At 74.2% G+C, this 17,355-nt stretch carries 11 protein-coding genes; 7 read left to right on the forward strand and 4 right to left on the reverse strand.

Annotation, left to right across the window (positions count from 1 at the left end; all coding sequences use genetic code 11):
• Positions 1–3 precede the first annotated feature (3 nt).
• Genes ACFYT9_RS24990 through ACFYT9_RS25000 form a run of 3 tightly spaced genes read left to right on the forward strand, consistent with a single transcriptional unit; the run spans position 4 to position 3,184 of the window.
• The gene (locus ACFYT9_RS24990; protein ID WP_389167383.1) at positions 4–969 is read left to right on the forward strand and encodes a Zn-ribbon domain-containing OB-fold protein; all 966 of its coding nucleotides are present in this window, start codon (positions 4–6) and stop codon (positions 967–969) included.
• The gene (locus tag ACFYT9_RS24995) at positions 966–2,024 is read left to right on the forward strand and encodes a thiolase domain-containing protein (protein ID WP_389167384.1); all 1,059 of its coding nucleotides are present in this window, start codon (positions 966–968) and stop codon (positions 2,022–2,024) included. Before ACFYT9_RS24990 ends, ACFYT9_RS24995 begins: the two co-directional genes overlap by 4 nt.
• The gene (locus ACFYT9_RS25000; RefSeq protein ID WP_389167387.1) at positions 2,021–3,184 is read left to right on the forward strand and encodes a thiolase domain-containing protein; all 1,164 of its coding nucleotides are present in this window, start codon (positions 2,021–2,023) and stop codon (positions 3,182–3,184) included. The genes ACFYT9_RS24995 and ACFYT9_RS25000 overlap by 4 nt, the downstream gene beginning before the upstream one ends.
• A 7-nt stretch (positions 3,185–3,191) precedes the next feature.
• Here the strand turns inward: ACFYT9_RS25000 and ACFYT9_RS25005 are convergent, their stop codons facing one another.
• Positions 3,192–5,462, reverse strand: a complete 2,271-nt coding sequence (locus ACFYT9_RS25005) for an alpha-N-acetylglucosaminidase (protein ID WP_389167389.1) — start codon at positions 5,460–5,462, stop codon at positions 3,192–3,194.
• 313 nt (positions 5,463–5,775) lie between these two features.
• Between ACFYT9_RS25005 and ACFYT9_RS25010 the strand changes: the two genes are divergently transcribed.
• The 3 genes from ACFYT9_RS25010 to ACFYT9_RS25020 all read left to right on the forward strand — a co-directional run bounded on the left by ACFYT9_RS25010 (position 5,776) and on the right by ACFYT9_RS25020 (position 9,764).
• On the forward strand, positions 5,776–8,802 hold the full coding sequence (locus tag ACFYT9_RS25010) for an ATP-binding protein (RefSeq protein ID WP_389167391.1): 3,027 nt from the start codon (positions 5,776–5,778) through the stop codon (positions 8,800–8,802).
• A gap of 79 nt (positions 8,803–8,881) precedes the next feature.
• On the forward strand, positions 8,882–9,379 hold the full coding sequence (locus ACFYT9_RS25015; protein WP_030494979.1) for a hypothetical protein: 498 nt from the start codon (positions 8,882–8,884) through the stop codon (positions 9,377–9,379).
• Positions 9,380–9,395: 16 nt separating this feature from the next.
• Positions 9,396–9,764: an RNA-binding S4 domain-containing protein gene (locus ACFYT9_RS25020; RefSeq protein WP_376605602.1), complete on the forward strand. Its 369-nt coding sequence runs from the start codon at positions 9,396–9,398 to the stop codon at positions 9,762–9,764.
• A 52-nt stretch (positions 9,765–9,816) separates the two neighbouring features.
• On the opposite strand, the gene ACFYT9_RS25025 is transcribed toward ACFYT9_RS25020, so the two are convergent.
• The 3 genes from ACFYT9_RS25025 to ACFYT9_RS25035 form a co-directional block, all read right to left on the reverse strand.
• Positions 9,817–12,066: a germacradienol/geosmin synthase gene (locus tag ACFYT9_RS25025; protein WP_389167394.1), complete on the reverse strand. Its 2,250-nt coding sequence runs from the start codon at positions 12,064–12,066 to the stop codon at positions 9,817–9,819.
• A 159-nt stretch (positions 12,067–12,225) separates the two neighbouring features.
• The gene (locus ACFYT9_RS25030) at positions 12,226–14,175 is read right to left on the reverse strand and encodes an N-acetylmuramoyl-L-alanine amidase (protein ID WP_389167397.1); all 1,950 of its coding nucleotides are present in this window, start codon (positions 14,173–14,175) and stop codon (positions 12,226–12,228) included.
• Between the two features lie 281 nt (positions 14,176–14,456).
• The gene (locus tag ACFYT9_RS25035) at positions 14,457–15,590 is read right to left on the reverse strand and encodes an aminoglycoside phosphotransferase family protein (RefSeq protein WP_389167400.1); all 1,134 of its coding nucleotides are present in this window, start codon (positions 15,588–15,590) and stop codon (positions 14,457–14,459) included.
• A gap of 236 nt (positions 15,591–15,826) precedes the next feature.
• Between ACFYT9_RS25035 and ACFYT9_RS25040 the strand changes: the two genes are divergently transcribed.
• Positions 15,827–17,317 (forward strand): hypothetical protein, encoded by a 1,491-nt coding sequence (locus tag ACFYT9_RS25040; RefSeq protein WP_389167403.1) that lies wholly within the window; start codon positions 15,827–15,829, stop codon positions 17,315–17,317.
• Positions 17,318–17,355 lie beyond the last annotated feature (38 nt).

Below are 17,355 nucleotides of genomic sequence, written 5' to 3' on the forward strand. Positions count from 1 at the left end.
CCCGTGACCACGACACCCTCACCACCCGAAATCCTCCGCGCCCCCCTCGTCGTCGAGTTCCCCTTCACCCGCTCCCTCGGCCCCGTCCAGTCGGCCTTCCTCACCGGACTGCGCGAGCGCACCGTCCTCGGCGTCCGCACCGAGGCCGGACGGATCCTCGTCCCGCCCGTGGAGTACGACCCCGAGACCGCCGCCGAACTGCGCGAACTCGTCCAGGTCGAAGCCACCGGCACCGTCACCACCTGGGCCTGGAACCCCGAGCCGCGCCGGGGCCAGCCGCTCGCCACCCCCTTCGCCTGGGTCCTCGTCCGCCTCGACGGCGCCGACACCGCCCTCCTCCACGCCCTCGACGCCCCCGGCCCCGACGCCGTCCGCACCGGCATGCGCGTCCGGATCCGCTGGGCCGCCGACCGCACCGGCGCCATCACCGACATCGCCTGCTTCGAGCCGTACGAGGGAGAGCCCGGCGGCGCCGAACCCACCCCGCACACGGGCGAGTTCGCCGAGCCCGTCACCGGCATCGTGGCCGAGGCGCGCCTGGACTACACCTACAGCCCCGGCCGCGCCCAGACCCGCTACCTCCAGGCCCTCTCCGAGCGCCGCACGGTCGGCGAGCGCTGCCCCTCCTGCGCCAAGGTGTACGTACCGCCCCGTGGCGCCTGCCCCACCTGCGGAGTCGCCACCACCGACCGGGTCGAGGTCGGACCGCGCGGCACCGTCACCACCTTCTGCATCGTCAACATCAAGGCGAAGAACCTCGACATCGAGGTCCCCTACGTCTACGCCCACATCGCCCTCGACGGCGCCGGCCTCGCTCTCCACGGCCGGATCGGCGGCATCCCCTACGACCAGGTCCGGATGGGCCTGCGCGTCGAACCGGTGTGGAGCGAGGACGGCCGCTACCCCGACCACTACCGCCCCACCGGCGAACCGGACGCGGACTACGACACGTACAAGGAGCTGCTATGAGCGCCCCCGGCCGGGAGGTGGCCATCGTCGCCTTCGCCCAGAGCGACCACCGGCGCCGCACCGACGACCTCTCCGAGGTCGAGATGGTGATGCCCGTCCTCCACGAGGTCCTGCGCCGGACCGGCCTGAAGACCTCCGACATCGGCTTCACCTGCTCGGGCTCCTCCGACTACCTCGCCGGTCGCGCCTTCTCCTTCACCATGGCGCTCGACGGCGTCGGCGCCTGGCCGCCGATCTCCGAGTCCCACGTGGAGATGGACGGCGCCTGGGCCCTCTACGAGGCATGGGTCAAGCTCCTCACCGGCGAGGCCGACACCGCCCTCGTCTACTCCTACGGCAAGTCCTCGCCCGGCTCCGTCCGCGATGTGCTGACCCGCCAGCTCGACCCGTACTACCTCGCCCCGCTCTGGCCCGACTCCGTCGCCCTCGCCGCCCTCCAGGCCCAGGCCCTCGTCGACGCGGGAGACACCGACGAGGCGGCCCTCGCCGAGATCGCCGCCCGCCGCCGCGCCGCCGCCACCGCGAACCCGTACGCCCAGGTCACCGGAGCCCGCCCGCAGGGCGACCACGTCGTGGCGCCGCTGCGCACCGGAGACTGCCCGCCCATCGGCGACGGCGCCGCCGCCGTGATCCTCGCCGCCGGCGACCTCGCGCGCGAGCTGTGCGCCCGGCCCGCCTGGATCCGCGGCATGGACCACCGCATCGAGGCGCACTCCCTCGGCGTCCGCGACCTCACCGACTCCCCGTCCACCCGGCTCGCCGCCGAGCGCGCCGGAGCCTTCGAACGGCCCGTGGACACCGCCGAGCTGCACGCCCCCTTCACCTCGCAGGAGGTCGTCCTCGCCAAGGCGCTCGGCCTCGGCGAGGACGTCCGGATCAACCCGTCCGGCGGCGCGCTCGCCGCCAACCCCGTCATGGCCGCCGGACTTCTCCGCCTCGGCGAGGCCGCCGCCCGCATCCACCGGGGGGACTCCGACCGGGCCCTCGCCCACGCCACCTCCGGGCCCTGCCTCCAGCAGAACCTGGTCGCCGTCCTGGAAGGAGACCCCCGATGAGCAAGGAACCCGTCGCGATCGTCGGCGTCGGCCAGACCAAGCACGTCGCCGCCCGGCACGACGTGTCCCTCGCCGGGCTGGTCCGCGAGGCCGCCGTGCGGGCCCTCGCCGACGCCGAGCTGACCTGGGCGGACATCGACGCCGTCGTGATCGGCAAGGCGCCCGACTTCTTCGAGGGCGTCATGATGCCGGAGCTGTACCTCGCCGACGCCCTGGGCGCCGTCGGCAAGCCCATGCTCCGCGTCCACACGGCCGGCTCCGTCGGCGGCTCCACCGCCCTCGTCGCCGCCAACCTGGTCGCCGCCCGCGTCCACCGGACCGTCCTCACCCTCGCGTTCGAGAAGCAGTCGGAGTCGAACGCGATGTGGGGCCTGTCGCTGCCGGTCCCGTTCCAGCAGCCGCTGCTCGCAGGCGCCGGCGGCTTCTTCGCCCCGCACGTCCGCGCCTACATGCGCCGCACCGGAGCCCCCGACGCGATCGGCTCCCTCGTCGCGTACAAGGACCGCCGCAACGCGCTGAAGAACCCCTACGCCCACCTCCACGAGCACGACATCACCCTGGAGAAGGTGCGGGCGTCCCCGATGCTGTGGGACCCGATCCGCTACTCGGAGACCTGCCCGTCCTCCGACGGCGCCTGCGCCATGGTCCTCACCGACCGGGCCGGCGCCGGCCGGGCGCCCCGCCCCGCCGCCTGGGTGCAGGGCGGAGCCATGCGCAGCGAGCCGACGCTCTTCGCGGGCAAGGACTTCGTCTCGCCCCGGGCGGGCAGCGACTGCGCCGCCGACGTCTACCGGCAGGCCGGGGTCACCGACCCCCGCCGGCAGATCGACGCCGTCGAGATGTACGTGCCGTTCTCCTGGTACGAGCCGATGTGGCTGGAGAACCTCGGCTTCGCCGCCGAGGGCGAGGGGTGGAAGCTCACCGAGGCCGGCGTCACCGAACTCGACGGCGACCTGCCGGTCAACCCCTCCGGAGGCGTCCTCTCCACCAACCCGATCGGCGCCTCCGGCATGATCCGCTTCGCGGAGGCCGCCCTCCAGGTGCGCGGCGAGGCCGGCGAGCACCAGGTGGACGGCGCCCGCCGGGCCATGGGCCACGCCTATGGCGGCGGCGCCCAGTTCTTCTCCATGTGGCTGGTGGGCAGCGAGCCGCCGGCCTGACCGTCCCTCAGGCGCCCAGGCTGTCGCGCACCCGCGTCGCCAGCGCCACCGGATCGCCCTTGGGGGTCACCGGGTAGGACTCCCGTCGCAGGTTCCAGGCGTTCTCCCAGGAGAACCAGTCGATCGCGGCGGGCGCCTGCCCGGTGACCAGCGAGGTCTCCAGCGAGTCCAGGTAGGTCGACCAGCGGGGCGCGTAGAAGTCCGACACCAGCCCCGACCACTCCCGGTTGGCGTAGTCGTGCAGCCCGGCCTCGCTGCCCGCCCGGTGCCCCCACGTCGTGATGAGCGAGCGGGCGTCGAACTCCAGGGTGGCCCGCTCCGCGTCCGAGCGCCCCCACGCGCGGGCGCCCTCCAGCCACGGCCCGAGCAGGAACCGCCGGTCGGTGGCGAGCACCTCGTCGAGCAGCTTCATCGACTGCCGCCACTCCGCGGCCCGCGCCCGGAAGCCGGCCAGGTCCTTCGCCTCGTACGCCGTCTTGATCAGGGGGAGCAGCACCCGGCTGCGGTTGGTGAGCGCCTGCCGGGCCGTGTCCACCAGGTCGTAGCGGTACGCGTCGGTGGACCGCACCGCCGGAGCGACCTGGAGCAGCTCGGTCAGCGCCTGCTCCACGGTCGCCGCCTCGTACCGCATCTCCTTCGGCCCCCACGAGGCCGCGGTCCGCACGGTCAGGCTCGGGCGGGCGGTGAAGAGGCTGTCCTGGGACTCGCTCCAGCCGTTCGACGCGGTGCCGTACGGGCCCTTCCGCAGCCACTCCCACGCCTTGGCCGCGTGCGGATCGGCCGCTCCGTAGCGGCGGGACGCGTACTGCGCGAACCAGTCGGCGTGGTTCACCGGCGCGTCCCGCCAGGCCAGTTCGGTGAAGAGGGTGAAGGTCACCGGATTGGCGGAGGTGGCCTCCGGGAGGAAGGCGATGCCCTTCAGCGTGCTGCCCGCCTTCGTCCGCCACGCCTCGAACCGGTCCGTCCACACCGAGGTGTTGGCGCCGATCGTGGTGTGCCCGCCGAAGTTGGGGATGGTGCCGAAGGCGTACGGGGTCCCCGGCCAGGACGTCTCCCGGTCCAGGTTGTCGTACCGGTCGGAGAGCCCGTCCACCACGAGGAGCCGTGAGGTGTCCACGCCCGCGAGCAGCTCGGGCTTCGGGTTGCGCTGCCAGCCGAGCAGGACCCAGGTCGCCCCCGGCCGCGCGTCGTCCAGGGTCCTCATCACCCGCGAGGCCGCCTCCCCGACCGGCACGTCACCCGGGTTGCCGCCCTCGTGCAGCAGGTCCATCTTGTACATCGAGGTGGTGCCGAGCAGCCGCGCCTGGTGCCGGTAGAACGCCGAGGCGACGCGGGGGAAGAGGGCCCCGCGCGGATCGAGCCAGTCCGGCCGGGTGAAACCGATCCACCGGCCCTGCGGCACCACCCGGCCCTCCGGATTGCGCTCCGTGAAACCGGGCGGCACCGTGCCGAAGTACCCCGGCAGCACCGGCGTCATGCCCAGCTCGCGCAGCCGGTCCACGATCCGCTTGCCCAGCGCCGCCCTGCGGGCGATCAGCTGCTCGCTCACCGGCCCGCCGAAGGCCGACATGTTCTGCATCAGCCACCACGGCTGGTGCGCCGGCCCCGGGATCCACTCGCGCAGCTCCGCGCTCGAGTAGCCGAACTCCTGGAAGGCCGCGTGGTAGGCGGCCTCCGCGCCCATCTGGACGAAGACCTCGTTCACCCCGTGCAGCGCGAGGAGGTCGATCTGCCGCTCGTACGAGGCCCAGTCCCGGTACGCCCCCGAGTAGCCGTCGTCCGTGTCGTTGAGCGCGAACCGGTGCGGCACCGAGGCCGATCGGGTGACCGTGCCGCCCGGGCCGGGCAGCCGGGCCGGGAGCGCCGCGAGGCTGTCGCCGGGCGAGCCGAGGTCCACGCCCGCGGTGTAGGAGAGGTACCAGTGCACCCCGCGCAGCAGGACCGCCGGGGTGGTGCCCGTGACGACGATCCGGCCCGTCGAACCCGAGACCGAGAACCGGTCGCCGGCGGCCGTCGCCGGCACCAGCGTCAGCTCGAACTGGCCCGCGTGCCGGGGCAGCAGCCGCACCAGCGCGGCCCGCGCCGCGTCCACCGAGAGCGCCGCCGCGGCGGCGGCCCCGGCCGCGCCCGCGGCCGCCGGAGCCTTCGGGGCCGGCGGCTCCGACTCCGCGGCGGCCGGCACCGAGGAAGGCAGCGCCGTCAGCACGGTGGCGCACAGGGCGAGGGAGCACGCCGACCGGGCGGCCCAGGACCGCGCGCGGGAAATGGGAGGTCTCATGTCCGGCTCATCCCCTTGTCAGGACCCTATGACGATCATGAACTGACCGTCCGTCATATGGGAGTATTCGCGGGGCACCCGGTCAAGGACGACACGCCCCGCGTGACCCTTCCCCGACTCCGCACATCTGTCCGTCGAACACGTCGCGACCTGCCCCTCCCGCCGTCCGTCAGGCCTCCGAAGACCACCCGAACTGCTTGGGAGAATGCCGTTACACGAGGAGCGTTCGGGCGTACGCTGGACCTTTCGTGGGGTGATCGCCCCGGCGCCCGGACCGTGCGCCGGGCGTGCGCCCCCTGTGTGGGGGTGGAACGTGGCACGACAGGACGGCAGGGCGGCCCGCCAGGGCTTCGGCCTCTTCGAACGCGAGGCGGCGCTCGACGCCGCCGAGGAGGCCCTCGACCTGCTCGCCGGCCTCGCGGCCGAACTCCCGTCACCGCCCGAGCGCGTCCCCGCCCCGCGCGACCCCCGCGTCATCCCCCTCCGCGGCCGTACCGGCTCCGCCGACGCGCAGCGCCCGGAGGCGCCCGCCGCGCGCGGGGGCGTCCTCGTCTACGCCGCGCCCGCCGGGCTCGGCAAGACCACCCTCCTCGCCGAGATCCGCCGCCGTGCCGGCGCCCGCGGCTGCACCGTCCTCTCCGCCCGCGGCGGCGACCAGGAGCAGCGCGTCGCCTTCCACGTCGCCCGCCAGCTCCTCCAGCCCCAGCTCGCCCACGCCTCCGACGCCGAACTCCGCGAACGGCTCGGCTCCTGGTACGACATCGTCGGTCCCGCCCTCGGCCTGCGGGCCGCCACCGCCGGCTCCCCGCCCGACCCCCAGGGCCTGCGCGACGGTCTCGACTGGGTCCTCACCCACCTCGCCGTCCGCCGCGCCCCGCTCGTCGTCGTCCTCGACGACGCCCACTGGGCCGACCCCGAGTCCCTGGGCTGGCTGGCCTCCTTCGCCCCGCGCGCCGAGGACCTCCCCATGCTCCTCGTCGTCGCCTACCGGCCCGACGAACTCCCCGACGAGGGAGCCGAATTCACCGGCCACCGGTCCGGGCAGCGCCCGCACGGCCTCGCCCCGCTCACCGCCGAGGCCGTCGCCCGACTCGTCCGGGACCGGATCGGTGCCCACGCCGACGACGCCTTCTGTCACGACTTCTGGAAGGTCACCTCCGGCAACCCCTTCGAGACCGTCGAACTCGCCGCCAAGGTCCGCGACCGGGGCCTCGATCCCACCGGCGACGGCGCCCACGAACTCCGCGACCTCGCCGCCGCCCTCAAGGGCAGCGGTCTCGTCAGCCGCCTCGAACGCCTCGGCACCGCCACCATGCGGCTCGCCTGGGCCTGCGCCGTCCTCGGCACCGAGATCTCCCCCTCGCTCGCGGGCGCCCTCGCCGGACTCGGCGACGAGGCCGTCGCCGACTGCGCCGAACGGCTCCGCGAGGCCCGCGTCCTCGCCGACACCGGCACCACCGACGGCCCCCTGGAATTCGTCCACCCGCTCATCGCGAGCACGATCTACCGCGCCATCCCCGACGCGATCCGCGTCGCCTTCCACGGCCAGGCCGCCTGGTGCGTCATCGACGCCGGACTGGGCCCCGCCGCCGCGGCCCGCCACCTCCTGGAGACCCACCCCGAGGGCGACTCCTGGGTCGTCACCCAGCTGCGCGCCGCCGCCCGCGAGAACCTCCGCGCCGGCGCCCCCGACGCGGCCCGCCGCCATCTGGCCCGCGCCCTGCGCGAGCCTCCCACCGCCGACGAGCGGGCCGCCGTCCTCTTCGAGCTCAGCTCCGCCTCGCTCCTCACCGAGCCCGCCACCACGGTCAACCAGCTGCGCGCCGCCCTGGAGGAGCCCATCTCCGACCAGGCCCTGCGGCACGGCATCGTCTACCGCCTCTCCCAGGTCCTCGCCCACAGCGACCGCCTCGTCGAGGCGTCCGAGCTGCTCGAACACGAGACCCGCCAGACCACCGACCCCCGCAGCCGCCTGCGCATGCAGGCCGAGCGGTTCATGTGGGACGCGCTCCGCTCCGACGAACCGGAGTCACCGGCCCGCTCCCGCCGTCTCGCGACCCTCGCCGACCGGCTCGCCGGCCGCGACCTCACCGAGCGCTACATCATCGGCCTCCGTGCCTGGGACGCCACCCTGCGCGCCGAGCCCGCCACCCTCGCCCTCCGCCACGCCGAGCGCGCCCTCGAAGGCGGTCTCAGCTGGGCCGACGAGAGCCGCGGCTTCGAGGTCCCGGTCCTCGTGGCCCTCACCCACCTCTACGCCGACCGGCCCGGCCGCGCCGAGGAGCTCTTCGCCGCCGGCACCGCCGAGTTCGAGAAGCAGGGCTGGCGCGGCGCCCACCTCTCGTTCGCGTACACCCTCCTCGGCTACATCCGCTTCCGCCGCGGCCGGCTGATGGAGGCCGAGGACTTCGCCCGCGCGGGCCTCCGCCTCGCCGAGCGCGTCGGCCCCCGCACCCCCGCCCTCTGGTACGCCACCGGCGTCATGATCGAGGTCCTGCTCGCCCGCGGCCGTACGGAGGAGGCCGAGCGGGTCGCCCGGGAGCACGACTTCGGCGAGCCCTTCCCCGCCACGGTCACCATCCCCGACTGCGAGACCGTCCACGCCGAGCTGCTCCTCGCCACCGGCCGCGCCGAGGAGGCCGCCGCGGCGCTCGCCGACATCGGCCGCCGGCTGGAGCCGCGCGGCAAGCGCAACCCCTCGTGCAGCCCCTGGCAGCTCCTCCTCGCCCTCTCCGAGGCGGCCACCGGCTCCCCGGCCAAGGCGCTCGCCACCGCCCAGGACGCCGTCGCCCGAGCCCGCCAGTACGGCGCGCCCTCCGCGATCGGACAGGCGCTCCGGGTGACCGCGGAGGTCTCCGAGGGGGCCGAGCGGATCAAGCTCCTGGAGGAGTCCGTCGACTGGCTGGACCAGTCCCCGGCCGCGTACGAGCTGGCCCGCTCGCTCGTCGCCCTCGGCGCGGCGCTCCGCCGCACCGAGCGCCACGCCGAAGCCGCCGAGCACCTGTACCGGGGCCTGGAGACCGCCCAGGACTGCGGAGCCGACGGCCTCGTCGAGGAGGCCCGCGCCGAGCTGGCCGCCGCCGGCCTGCGCCCGCGCGCCCTGCACACCGCCGACGGCAACTCGCTCACCGCCCGTGAGCGCTCCGCGGCCCGGGCGACCGTCCGCGGCCTCGACCCGGCCACCGCCCTCGGTGTCGACCCCACGACCGCAGCCCGGCTGCTCTCCGCCGTCTACCGCAAGCTGGGCACCGACCGCTCCGGCCTCGCCCACGCCCTGGGCGACACCGGCGAGCCGGAAGCGGACCGGCGGGAGCCCGAGGCGGCGGATCCGGCGGACTGAGTCCGCCCGCCCGCCGGGCCGGTGCCGGAAGGACGGAGCCCGGGACCGCACCGCGCGCCCGGGCACGTACCATGGCCGTATGTCCTTCCTCCGCCGCCGCAGCGCCACTCCCGCTGGCCCGGACTTCGACGTCCTGGCCATGGACCCGGGGGACTGGCCCGGCAATCTCGGCGCCGGTCTGCTGCCCGCTCCCGACGGTTCCTGCCAGGGCGTCTTCCTGCGCTACGACCTCTTCGGCGGCCGCGGCCCCGCGATGATCATCGGCAACCTCCCCGAGGGCTCCCCGGCCCGGGAGCTCGCCGAGGGCCAGATCCCCTTCGAGGTGGCCCAGCTCCTCGCCGCCCTCGAGAACGACGAGCCGGTCGAGGTGCTCGACACCGAGGACGTCCCCGTCATGCAGGGCGACAACCTCCTCATCGTGCGCCGCCTCAAGCTCTCCGAGAGCCGCATCTCCTGCGTCCAGTTCGACCGCAGCGACAACGTCCTCGTGACGATCGCCAGTTGGGACCGGCCGATCACCGACGACCTGTACGCGCTGCTGAAGCCGCTGCCCGCCGAGCTGTTCCAGCAGGGCTGAGCGGAGGCGGGGGCCGATGAGCGCGCGCGTCGACGCCTGGATCTGGGCGGTCCGGCTCACCAAGACCCGCTCGCAGGCCGCCGCGGCCTGCCGGGCCGGACACGTCAAGGTCAACGGCGAGCGGGCCAAGCCCGCCCAGTCCGTGAAGCCCGGTGACGAGGTCAGGGTCTACGTCGCCGGCCGCGAGCGGATCGTGGAGGTCAAGGAGGTGCTGACCAAGCGGGTCGGCCCGCCGGTGGCCGCCGAGGCGTACGTGGACAACAGTCCGCCCCCGCCGCCGCGCGAGCACGTCGCCCTCGCCGCCGTCCGCGACCGCGGCGCGGGCCGCCCCACCAAGCGCGAGCGCCGCGAGCTCGACGAGCTCCGCGGCCGCCACTCCTCCTGACCGACCACCGAAGGGCCGCCCCGGGGCGGCCCTTCCGCGTGTGGCCCGAGAGTCAGGACGGGACGCCGGCGAAGGCGCTCGCGACGCGCGCCGCCGTGGTGCCGAGACCCTGCGGCACCGTCCAGTCGGGCACCGGGGCCGGCTCCCCGGCACGCTCCCGGAGCAGCGGGGTCCCGGCGCCCGCGTACACGTCGCCGGGGCCGTACCGGCGGACGCTCCGGTGCCAGTGCAGGACGCCCGCGAGCCAGTCCTCCAGCTCCCGCAGCCTCGCGTCGAAGGCGGCCCTGCCCTCGGCGTCCAGCTCGAAGTGGGCGTACATCAGGGGGACTTCCCGCTGCTTCAGATGCTCGAACTGGCGCAGCCGACCGCGCATCAGCTCATGCACCATCCCCGCGGCGGTGTCCCGGTCGACGTCGAAGAACTTCTCCAGGACGAGCACGCCGTTGTGCAGCTCGCCCTCGACCTCGACCTCCTTCTGGTACGAGAAGAGGTCGTTGACGAGCGCCCCGTAGTCCGCCACCGCGTTCTCCAGAGCGCGGACGGTGCCCGAGCGGTGCAGCGCCGCCGGGAGCACGTCCGACGCGCGGAGCCGGCCCATCAGCATGGTGAGTTCGGAACCGAAGGTGCTGCGCCGCATCTCGACGTAGTCGACGGGGTCCGGGACCCGGTGCTGCGCCTGGTTGTGGAGCTCCCACATCCAGCTCTCCAGCATCGCGTCGAGCGCGGTCCACAGCTCGGCCCGTGCCTCGCGCCCCATCGGTCCCGCGGTGCGGGCCCACACGTCGGCGAGCGAGCGCTCCAGCGCGTTCCCGGCGAAGTCCGGAGCGGTGGCGGGTTCGTCCACCGGCAGGCACGCCTTCAGGCGCGCGGTCTGCGCCCTGGCTCCCGCCAGGTCGCGCTTCCGGCCGAAGACCATCGGGTAGTAGTCGTCGGCGTAGGTGCCCCAGGTCAGCCAGAGGGCGCTGAGCTCCAGCTCCTCCACGGTGGCGTCGGGGTCGATGCCGGCCGAGCAGAGCGCGAGGTCGAAGCCGTCCATCAGCGCCCGGTCCCAGATGTCGTCGAGCAGCCCCATGGCCTCGGCCCACTCCTCGGAGCGGCGCTTGGCCTCCAGGTGGTGCGGGTTGACGGTGAGGGGGTACGGGAGGTCGAAGTCGGGCAGCGGCGAGTGGCCGACGGGCCGGTGGGGCGTGTGGGTGAGGCTCCGCGTCCGCGCCTCGGCGGCCCGGCCGCCGAGCAGGGTGCGGATGTCGAGGACCCCGGTCCCCAGGGCCGGCGTGCCGGCGGGGGCCGCGGGGCCGGCGGCGTCGACCATGCCCTCGTTCATGTACCGGCTGGAGCGCATGTGCCACTCGTGGCCGCCGGACTGCCAGTCCTGGAGCCCCTTGGTGTACGCGCCGATCGCCGCGCACTCCAGCGGGGTGAGGCCCTCCTGGACGGCGAGGGCGGGCACCTCGGTCAGGGCGGTGTTCTCGAACTGCTGGATCCGCGAGGTCAGCAGGTCGTTGACGGCGTCGGCCGCCTCCTGGGTGGAGCAGCCGAGGAAGTGCTCCAGGACGAGCACGCCGTTGCTGTTCTCGCCCTCGTCCTCGACCTCGCGCTGGTACGAGAAGAGGTCGTTGCGCAGGTGGACGGCGTCGGAGAAGGCGTCGCGGAGCACCCGCAGCGGCCGCGCGGCGGCGACCCGGTCGGGGACCTCGGCCCCGGCCGCGTACTCCACGAGCCCGGCGGACCAGGGGGCGCCGCCGACCTTGCGGCGCATCTCGATGTATTCGAGGGGGTTGGCGATCCGGCCGTCGTTGATGTTGTCGAGCTCCCACAGGGACTCGTTCAGGAGGGCTTCGGTGGCCTCGGCGAAGCGGTGCCGCCAGCCGTCGGACATGGCGGGGACGGTACGCCGCCAGAGGTCGGCGAGGCCGGCCTCCACAGGGTTGGCCGGCTCGGGCACGGCCTGCGCGGGGTCGGCCGGCATGAAGTGCGGCAGCCGGTCGAGGTACTCCTTGCTGCCGGCCCTGTCCTGGGTGCGCTTGAACACCTCAAGGAAGTGGTCGTCGAAGAAGAAGACCCAGGTGTACCAGTCGGTGACGAGGTTCAGCGCGTCCTCGTCGCAGTCCGGGTGGGTGTAGGCGCAGAGCAGCGCGTAGTCGTGCGCGTCGAGGTCGGCCGTGTCCCAGACTCCGGAGCCCTCCAGCATCCCCATCGCGCGGGCCCAGTCCCGGGTGTGCGTCCGGGCGGCCTCCACATGGGGGTTGAGGCGCGCCGGATACGGGACATAGAAATCCGGCATGACGAAGGGCTGAGGCATGTGCGGACGGGCCTTTCCGGTGGAAGGGGGCTGTTCCGGCCCAGCCTTACCCCCGCCCCGGTCCCCGGACTCGCCGTCAGGAATAGTCATATGAGCAGAGGTAAGGGTGGTGCCGGTCGGTCACTCCGGTGCCACCCCACGCCTTTCGGCCAGCGCGGCTCAGCCCCGGGAAACCCGCACGTCAGCGGCCTTCACGAAGGCGATGCGATGGCCGAACTGGATCTGGTAGTACTCCTCCTGGCCGCGCACGACCGTGTGCTTGCTGCTGTCGAACACCGGTGCGTAGTAGTACTCCCCGGGCGTCTTGTGCCCGACCACGTACCTCTGCCCCGCGAGCAGCCGGTACGGCAGCGGCGACACCGCCTGCACCGGCACCCCCGCCGGGTACGCCGACGCCTCCGGATACGCGCGCCCGTAGACCGGCACCTCGGCGAGCCCCTCGCGCGGCGTGAGCACGAGCCCCCGCGCCCCCACGGACGCCGGCGCCGCCTTCGGGTCGTGGAACCACGCCTTCTGGCCGAGGTACCAGATCGCCGTCCAGTCGCCCCGGCGCTCCGCCACCGCGTATGTCTGCCCCGTCGACGCCCGCGCCCCGGTGTCGTTGACCCCGGTCGTGGAGTCCTCCCCACCCGGCCGCAGCCCGATGTCCCTCACCAGCGGCGCGTCGGCGCTCGGCCCGGTGTGCAGACGCACGGCACCGCTGCCGTGCGGCGCGCACGCCTCCCCGGCCGTCGCGCACCCCGTGTAGACCGGCCGGTTCTCCCCGTAGGCGGGCCGGATCGTCACCACGCCCGCCCGAGGCCCCGCGCCCGGCGTCAGCGGCCGGCCGAGCAGCCGGAAGTAGTGTGCCCAGTCCCAGTACGGCCCCGGGTCGGTGTGCATGCCGCGGATCGTCGACGTCACGGTCCCCGGCACGTTGTCGTGCCCGATCACGTGCTGCCGGTCGAGGGGGATGTCGTACCGCTGTGCCAGGTACCGCACGAGCCGCGCCGAACTGCGGTACATCGCCTCCGTGTACCAGGAGTCCGGGGCGGTCAGGAAGCCCTCGTGCTCCAGGCCCACGGACTTCGCGTTCACGTACCAGTTCCCCGCGTGCCAGCCGACGTCCTTGAGCGGCAGGTGCTGGGCGACGTGCCCGTCGGAGGAGCGCAGCGAGTACTGCCAGGAGACGTACGTCGGATCCTGCACGAGCTTCAGGGTGACGTCCCAGGTCGCCTCGGTGTCGTGCACGACGATGTAGTCGATCGACTGCGAGACCGGCCGGTCCGCCTTGTCGTGGTTGCCGTAGTCGCCCTCGCCGAACTCCTCGTACGGCGCCGGGATCCACTCGCAGGCCACCGTCCTCGGGCACTCCACCGGACCCCGCTCCGGCGCCCGCAGCCCGAGCGCCGCCACCTGGCCCGTCTCCGGCACGACGTCCGGTGCGGCCGGCAGCGCGACCCGCTGCCCGCTGTCCGTGACCCGCTCCTCGCCGGACCTGATCACCTCGAAGACGTCGTTCGCGTACGCCGCCGCCGTGGCCGCGTCGTCGGCGCCCGAGTACCGCGCCACCGCCCCGTACCAGTCGGCCGGGTCGGCGCTCGGCGCCAGACCGGCCTCCCGCTGCGCCGCCGCGAGCAGCGCCGCGCCACCCTCGATGTTCGCGGCCGTCGACGTCCGCAGCTCCTCCGCCGGGATCCCGGAGAGCGCCGACGCCCGCTCCAGGGTCCGCAGCCGGTCCGGCAGCTGCTCCGGCGCGGGGAGCGCCGCCTCGGCCCCGGTGCGCACCGGCCGGGAGGCGTCGCCGCGGGCGTCCTCGCCCTCCGCCGAGTGGTGCGGCACCGAGCGGGCCAGCGCCGTCGCCGTGTCGGTCAGGTGCATCGGCCCGTAGCCGCCGGTCACGCTGGGCGCGCCGGCGTGGCCGTCCCACCGGGACTGGAGGTACGAGACCGCGAGCAGCACGCTCCGCGGCACACCGTGGCGTTCGGCCGCCGCCGTGAACTGGCGCTGGAGCGAGTCCGGCACCGGCGCGCCCGCCCCGGCCGGCGGCGCGCCCGACAACAGCGGCAGAAGCAGGGCCGCGGACGCGGCGACGGAGAGCGCACGTCCTCGGGACGCGGATCGGAGCAAGGCAGCCTCCAGGGGTGGGGGGTGACACGGGGGCGTGCGGACCGAACCCGTACAGGGGTAGCGGCTCCCGGACGATCCGTCAATCACCCCTCGCCGAAGGCGAGTTCCCACGTCAGGGCGGCTTCGCGGGCCGAACGCGCCGACTTTCGCCGTGACGGCCCGCCCACCGGCCACGCGTCGGTGGTCTCGACCAATGTGGGCCCCGGAGACGGCGAAGCGCCGCACTCCCGGTGTGTCGGCACCGGGTGCGCGGCGCACACCCCCGTCTCGCGGCCGGGACGTCAGCGCGTCCCGACCGCCGCGCGCACGGCCCGCCGTGCCATGGCGCAGTCGTCGTGCAGCCGCCTCAGCAGCAGCCGCTGTTCCTCCCCGGAAGCCAGCGCTCCCGACGGCACCGCCACCGTCCCGGCCGGCGGGGCCTCCTTGATGGTCCGCTGCACGGCCGTCTCGTACGTCCGGATCTCCCGGGTCAGCACGATCATCAGGTTCACCAGGAAGGCGTCCCGGGCTGCCGGGCCCTGCTGCTGTGCCATCTGGCTGATCTGGCGGCGGGCCAGCGGCGCGTCGCCGAGCACCGCCCAGAGCGTCGCCAGGTCGTAGCCGGGCAGGTACCAGCCGGCGTGCTCCCAGTCGACCAGCACCGGACCGGCGGGGGAGAGGAGGACGTTGGAGAGCAGGGCGTCACCGTGACAGAACTGGCCCATCCCCTGCCGGCCGCCCGCGTGGGCGAGGCCGTGCAGCAGCTTCTGCAGGTCGTCACGGTCCCGGTCGGTGAAGAGACCCAGCTCGTGGTAGCGGGCGATCCGCGCGCCGTAGTCCAGCGGCGCGTCGAAGGTCCCCGCGGGCGGACGCCAGGCGTTCAGCCGGGCGATCGCCCCCAGCACCGTCCGCACGTCGGCCCGCGGCGGGGCCTCCACGGGGTGGCGCGAGAGGGCGGCGGCCCGTCCGGGCATCCGCTCGATCACCAGCACGCAGTTGTCCGGGTCCGCGGCGATCAGCCGCGGCGCGCGCACCGGGGGGCGGTGCCGGACGAAGGAACGGTAGGACGCTATTTCGTGGCGGAACCGCTCGACCCATGCCGGGGAGTGGTCCAGTAAACACTTCGCCACCGCCGTGGTCCGTCCGGTCGTCCCGACGATGAGGACGGACCGGCCGCTGCGTCGCAGCACCTGCACCGGGTTGAACTCCGGGCAGATCCGCTGCACCGAGGCGATGGCCACCTTCAGCTGCGCCCCTTGCGGGCCGGAGAGGTCGATCCGGCCGCTGACCTGGGCGCCGGGCACGGTGCCCGTCCCGGCCGCCCAGGACCGCGTCCGGGCGCCCCGCGGCGCGGGGGCGAGGTACGGTCCGCCGGCCGGAGCCAGCCGGGTCTGCGGCCGGGGCGGGGCGGACACGGAGGACGATGCTGTGTACATGGAGGTGACAGATCCCTTCGTGTGCCGACGTATCGCGTGCGTCGCCCCCGCCCGCCCCCGGTCCGCACCCTGGGGAAAATGAGGGCCGGTCGACGGGGCGGGGTGGCGCATACCTACATCACACCCGCGCCCGGGTAGCGGAACACCGAGCGCACCCTGGCGAACCCTGGCGAATAGTCGCCAGCCCTATGACAGCGGGCTACTGTCAACTCAGCCGAGAACCTGGGGGCTTAGACGTGACAGGACAGACCAACACCCGCCTGGCGGACCTCTTCGGCCTCGCCGGCTGGTCCAAGGGCGAACTCGCGAGACTGGTCAACCGGCAGGCGGCGGCCATGGGCCACCCCCAGCTGTCGACCGACACCTCGCGGGTGCGGCGCTGGATCGACCGGGGGGAGACCCCCCGCGATCCCGTTCCCCGGGTGCTGGCCGCCCTGTTCACCGAGCGACTCGGCCGTGTCGTGACCATCGAGGACCTCGGGTTCGTACGACGCGGGCGTGCCGGAACGCGGCAGGACGTCAGGAACAACGACGACAACCCTGACGGAATGCCGTGGGCTCCCGACCGTACGGCTGCGGTCCTCACCGAATTCACGGGAATGGACCTCATGCTCAACCGACGCGGCCTGATGGGCGCGGGTATCGCGCTCACCGCCGGATCCGCACTCAACAGCTCCCTGCACGACTGGCTCCGCACCGAGCCCTCCCGCCCCGCAGCGGCCTCCCGGGCCGCCGATCCCCTCCACGCCGACCCCGCCGGGTACGACCGCTACGAGGCCGCCCCCATCGGGTCGGAGGAGATCGAGGCGCTGGAGCGCTCCGTGGAGGTCTTCCGCGCCTGGGACGCCTCCCGGGGCGGCGGCCTCCAGCGCAAGGCCGTGGTGGGCCAGCTGAACGAGGTCGGCGGCATGCTGGCCTACCGCCACGCCGAGCACCTCCAGCGCCGCCTGTGGGGCGTCGCGGCCAACCTCGCGGTCCTGGCGGGCTGGATGTCCCACGACGTGGGCCTCGAACCCACCGCACAGCGCTACTTCGTCATCGCCGCCCACGCGGCCCGCGAGAGCGGCGACCGGCCCCGGGCCGGCGAGGCGCTCTCCCGCGCCGCCCGCCAGATGGTCCACCTGGGCCGCCCCGACGACGCCCTGGACCTGATGCAGCTCGCCAAGTCCGGTGCGGGCGAACGCCTGTTGCCGCGCACCCAGGCGATGTTCCACACCATCGAGGCGTGGGCGCAGGCGTCGATGGGACACGGCCAGGCGATGCGCCGCACCCTCGGCGAGGCGGAGGACCTGTTCGTCTCCGACCGGCAGGACAGGACGCCGAACTGGATGCAGACCTTCGACGAGGCCGACATGCACGGCATGCAGGCCCTCGCCTACCGCACCCTCGCCGAGCACGACCCTTCGGCGGCGGTCACCGCGCAGCGCCACGCCAGGCTCGCCCTGGACCTGCGGCGCGACGGGCACAATCGGTCGAAGCTCTTCGACCACATCTCGATGGCGTCGGCGTGCTTCATCGCCGACGACCCGGAGCAGGCGGACCGCTACGCCCGGCTGGCGCTGATCTCCATGGGCGAGACCTCCTCGCACCGGACCTGGCACCGGCTGCGCGAGATGTACCGGCTCACCGGCCAGTACGCGGGCTACTCGAAGATCGAGGACCTGCGGGCCGAGCTGGAGGTCGAGCTGCCGCGCTCGCCGGAGTCCCCGCGATCGGGCCTGGCCTGAGAGCCGGCGGGCCGCCGGCAGGCGGTACGACCGGCCTC

This window comes from Streptomyces sp. NPDC004435 (genome assembly GCF_042873895.1).
Taxonomy (GTDB): domain Bacteria; phylum Actinomycetota; class Actinomycetes; order Streptomycetales; family Streptomycetaceae; genus Streptomyces.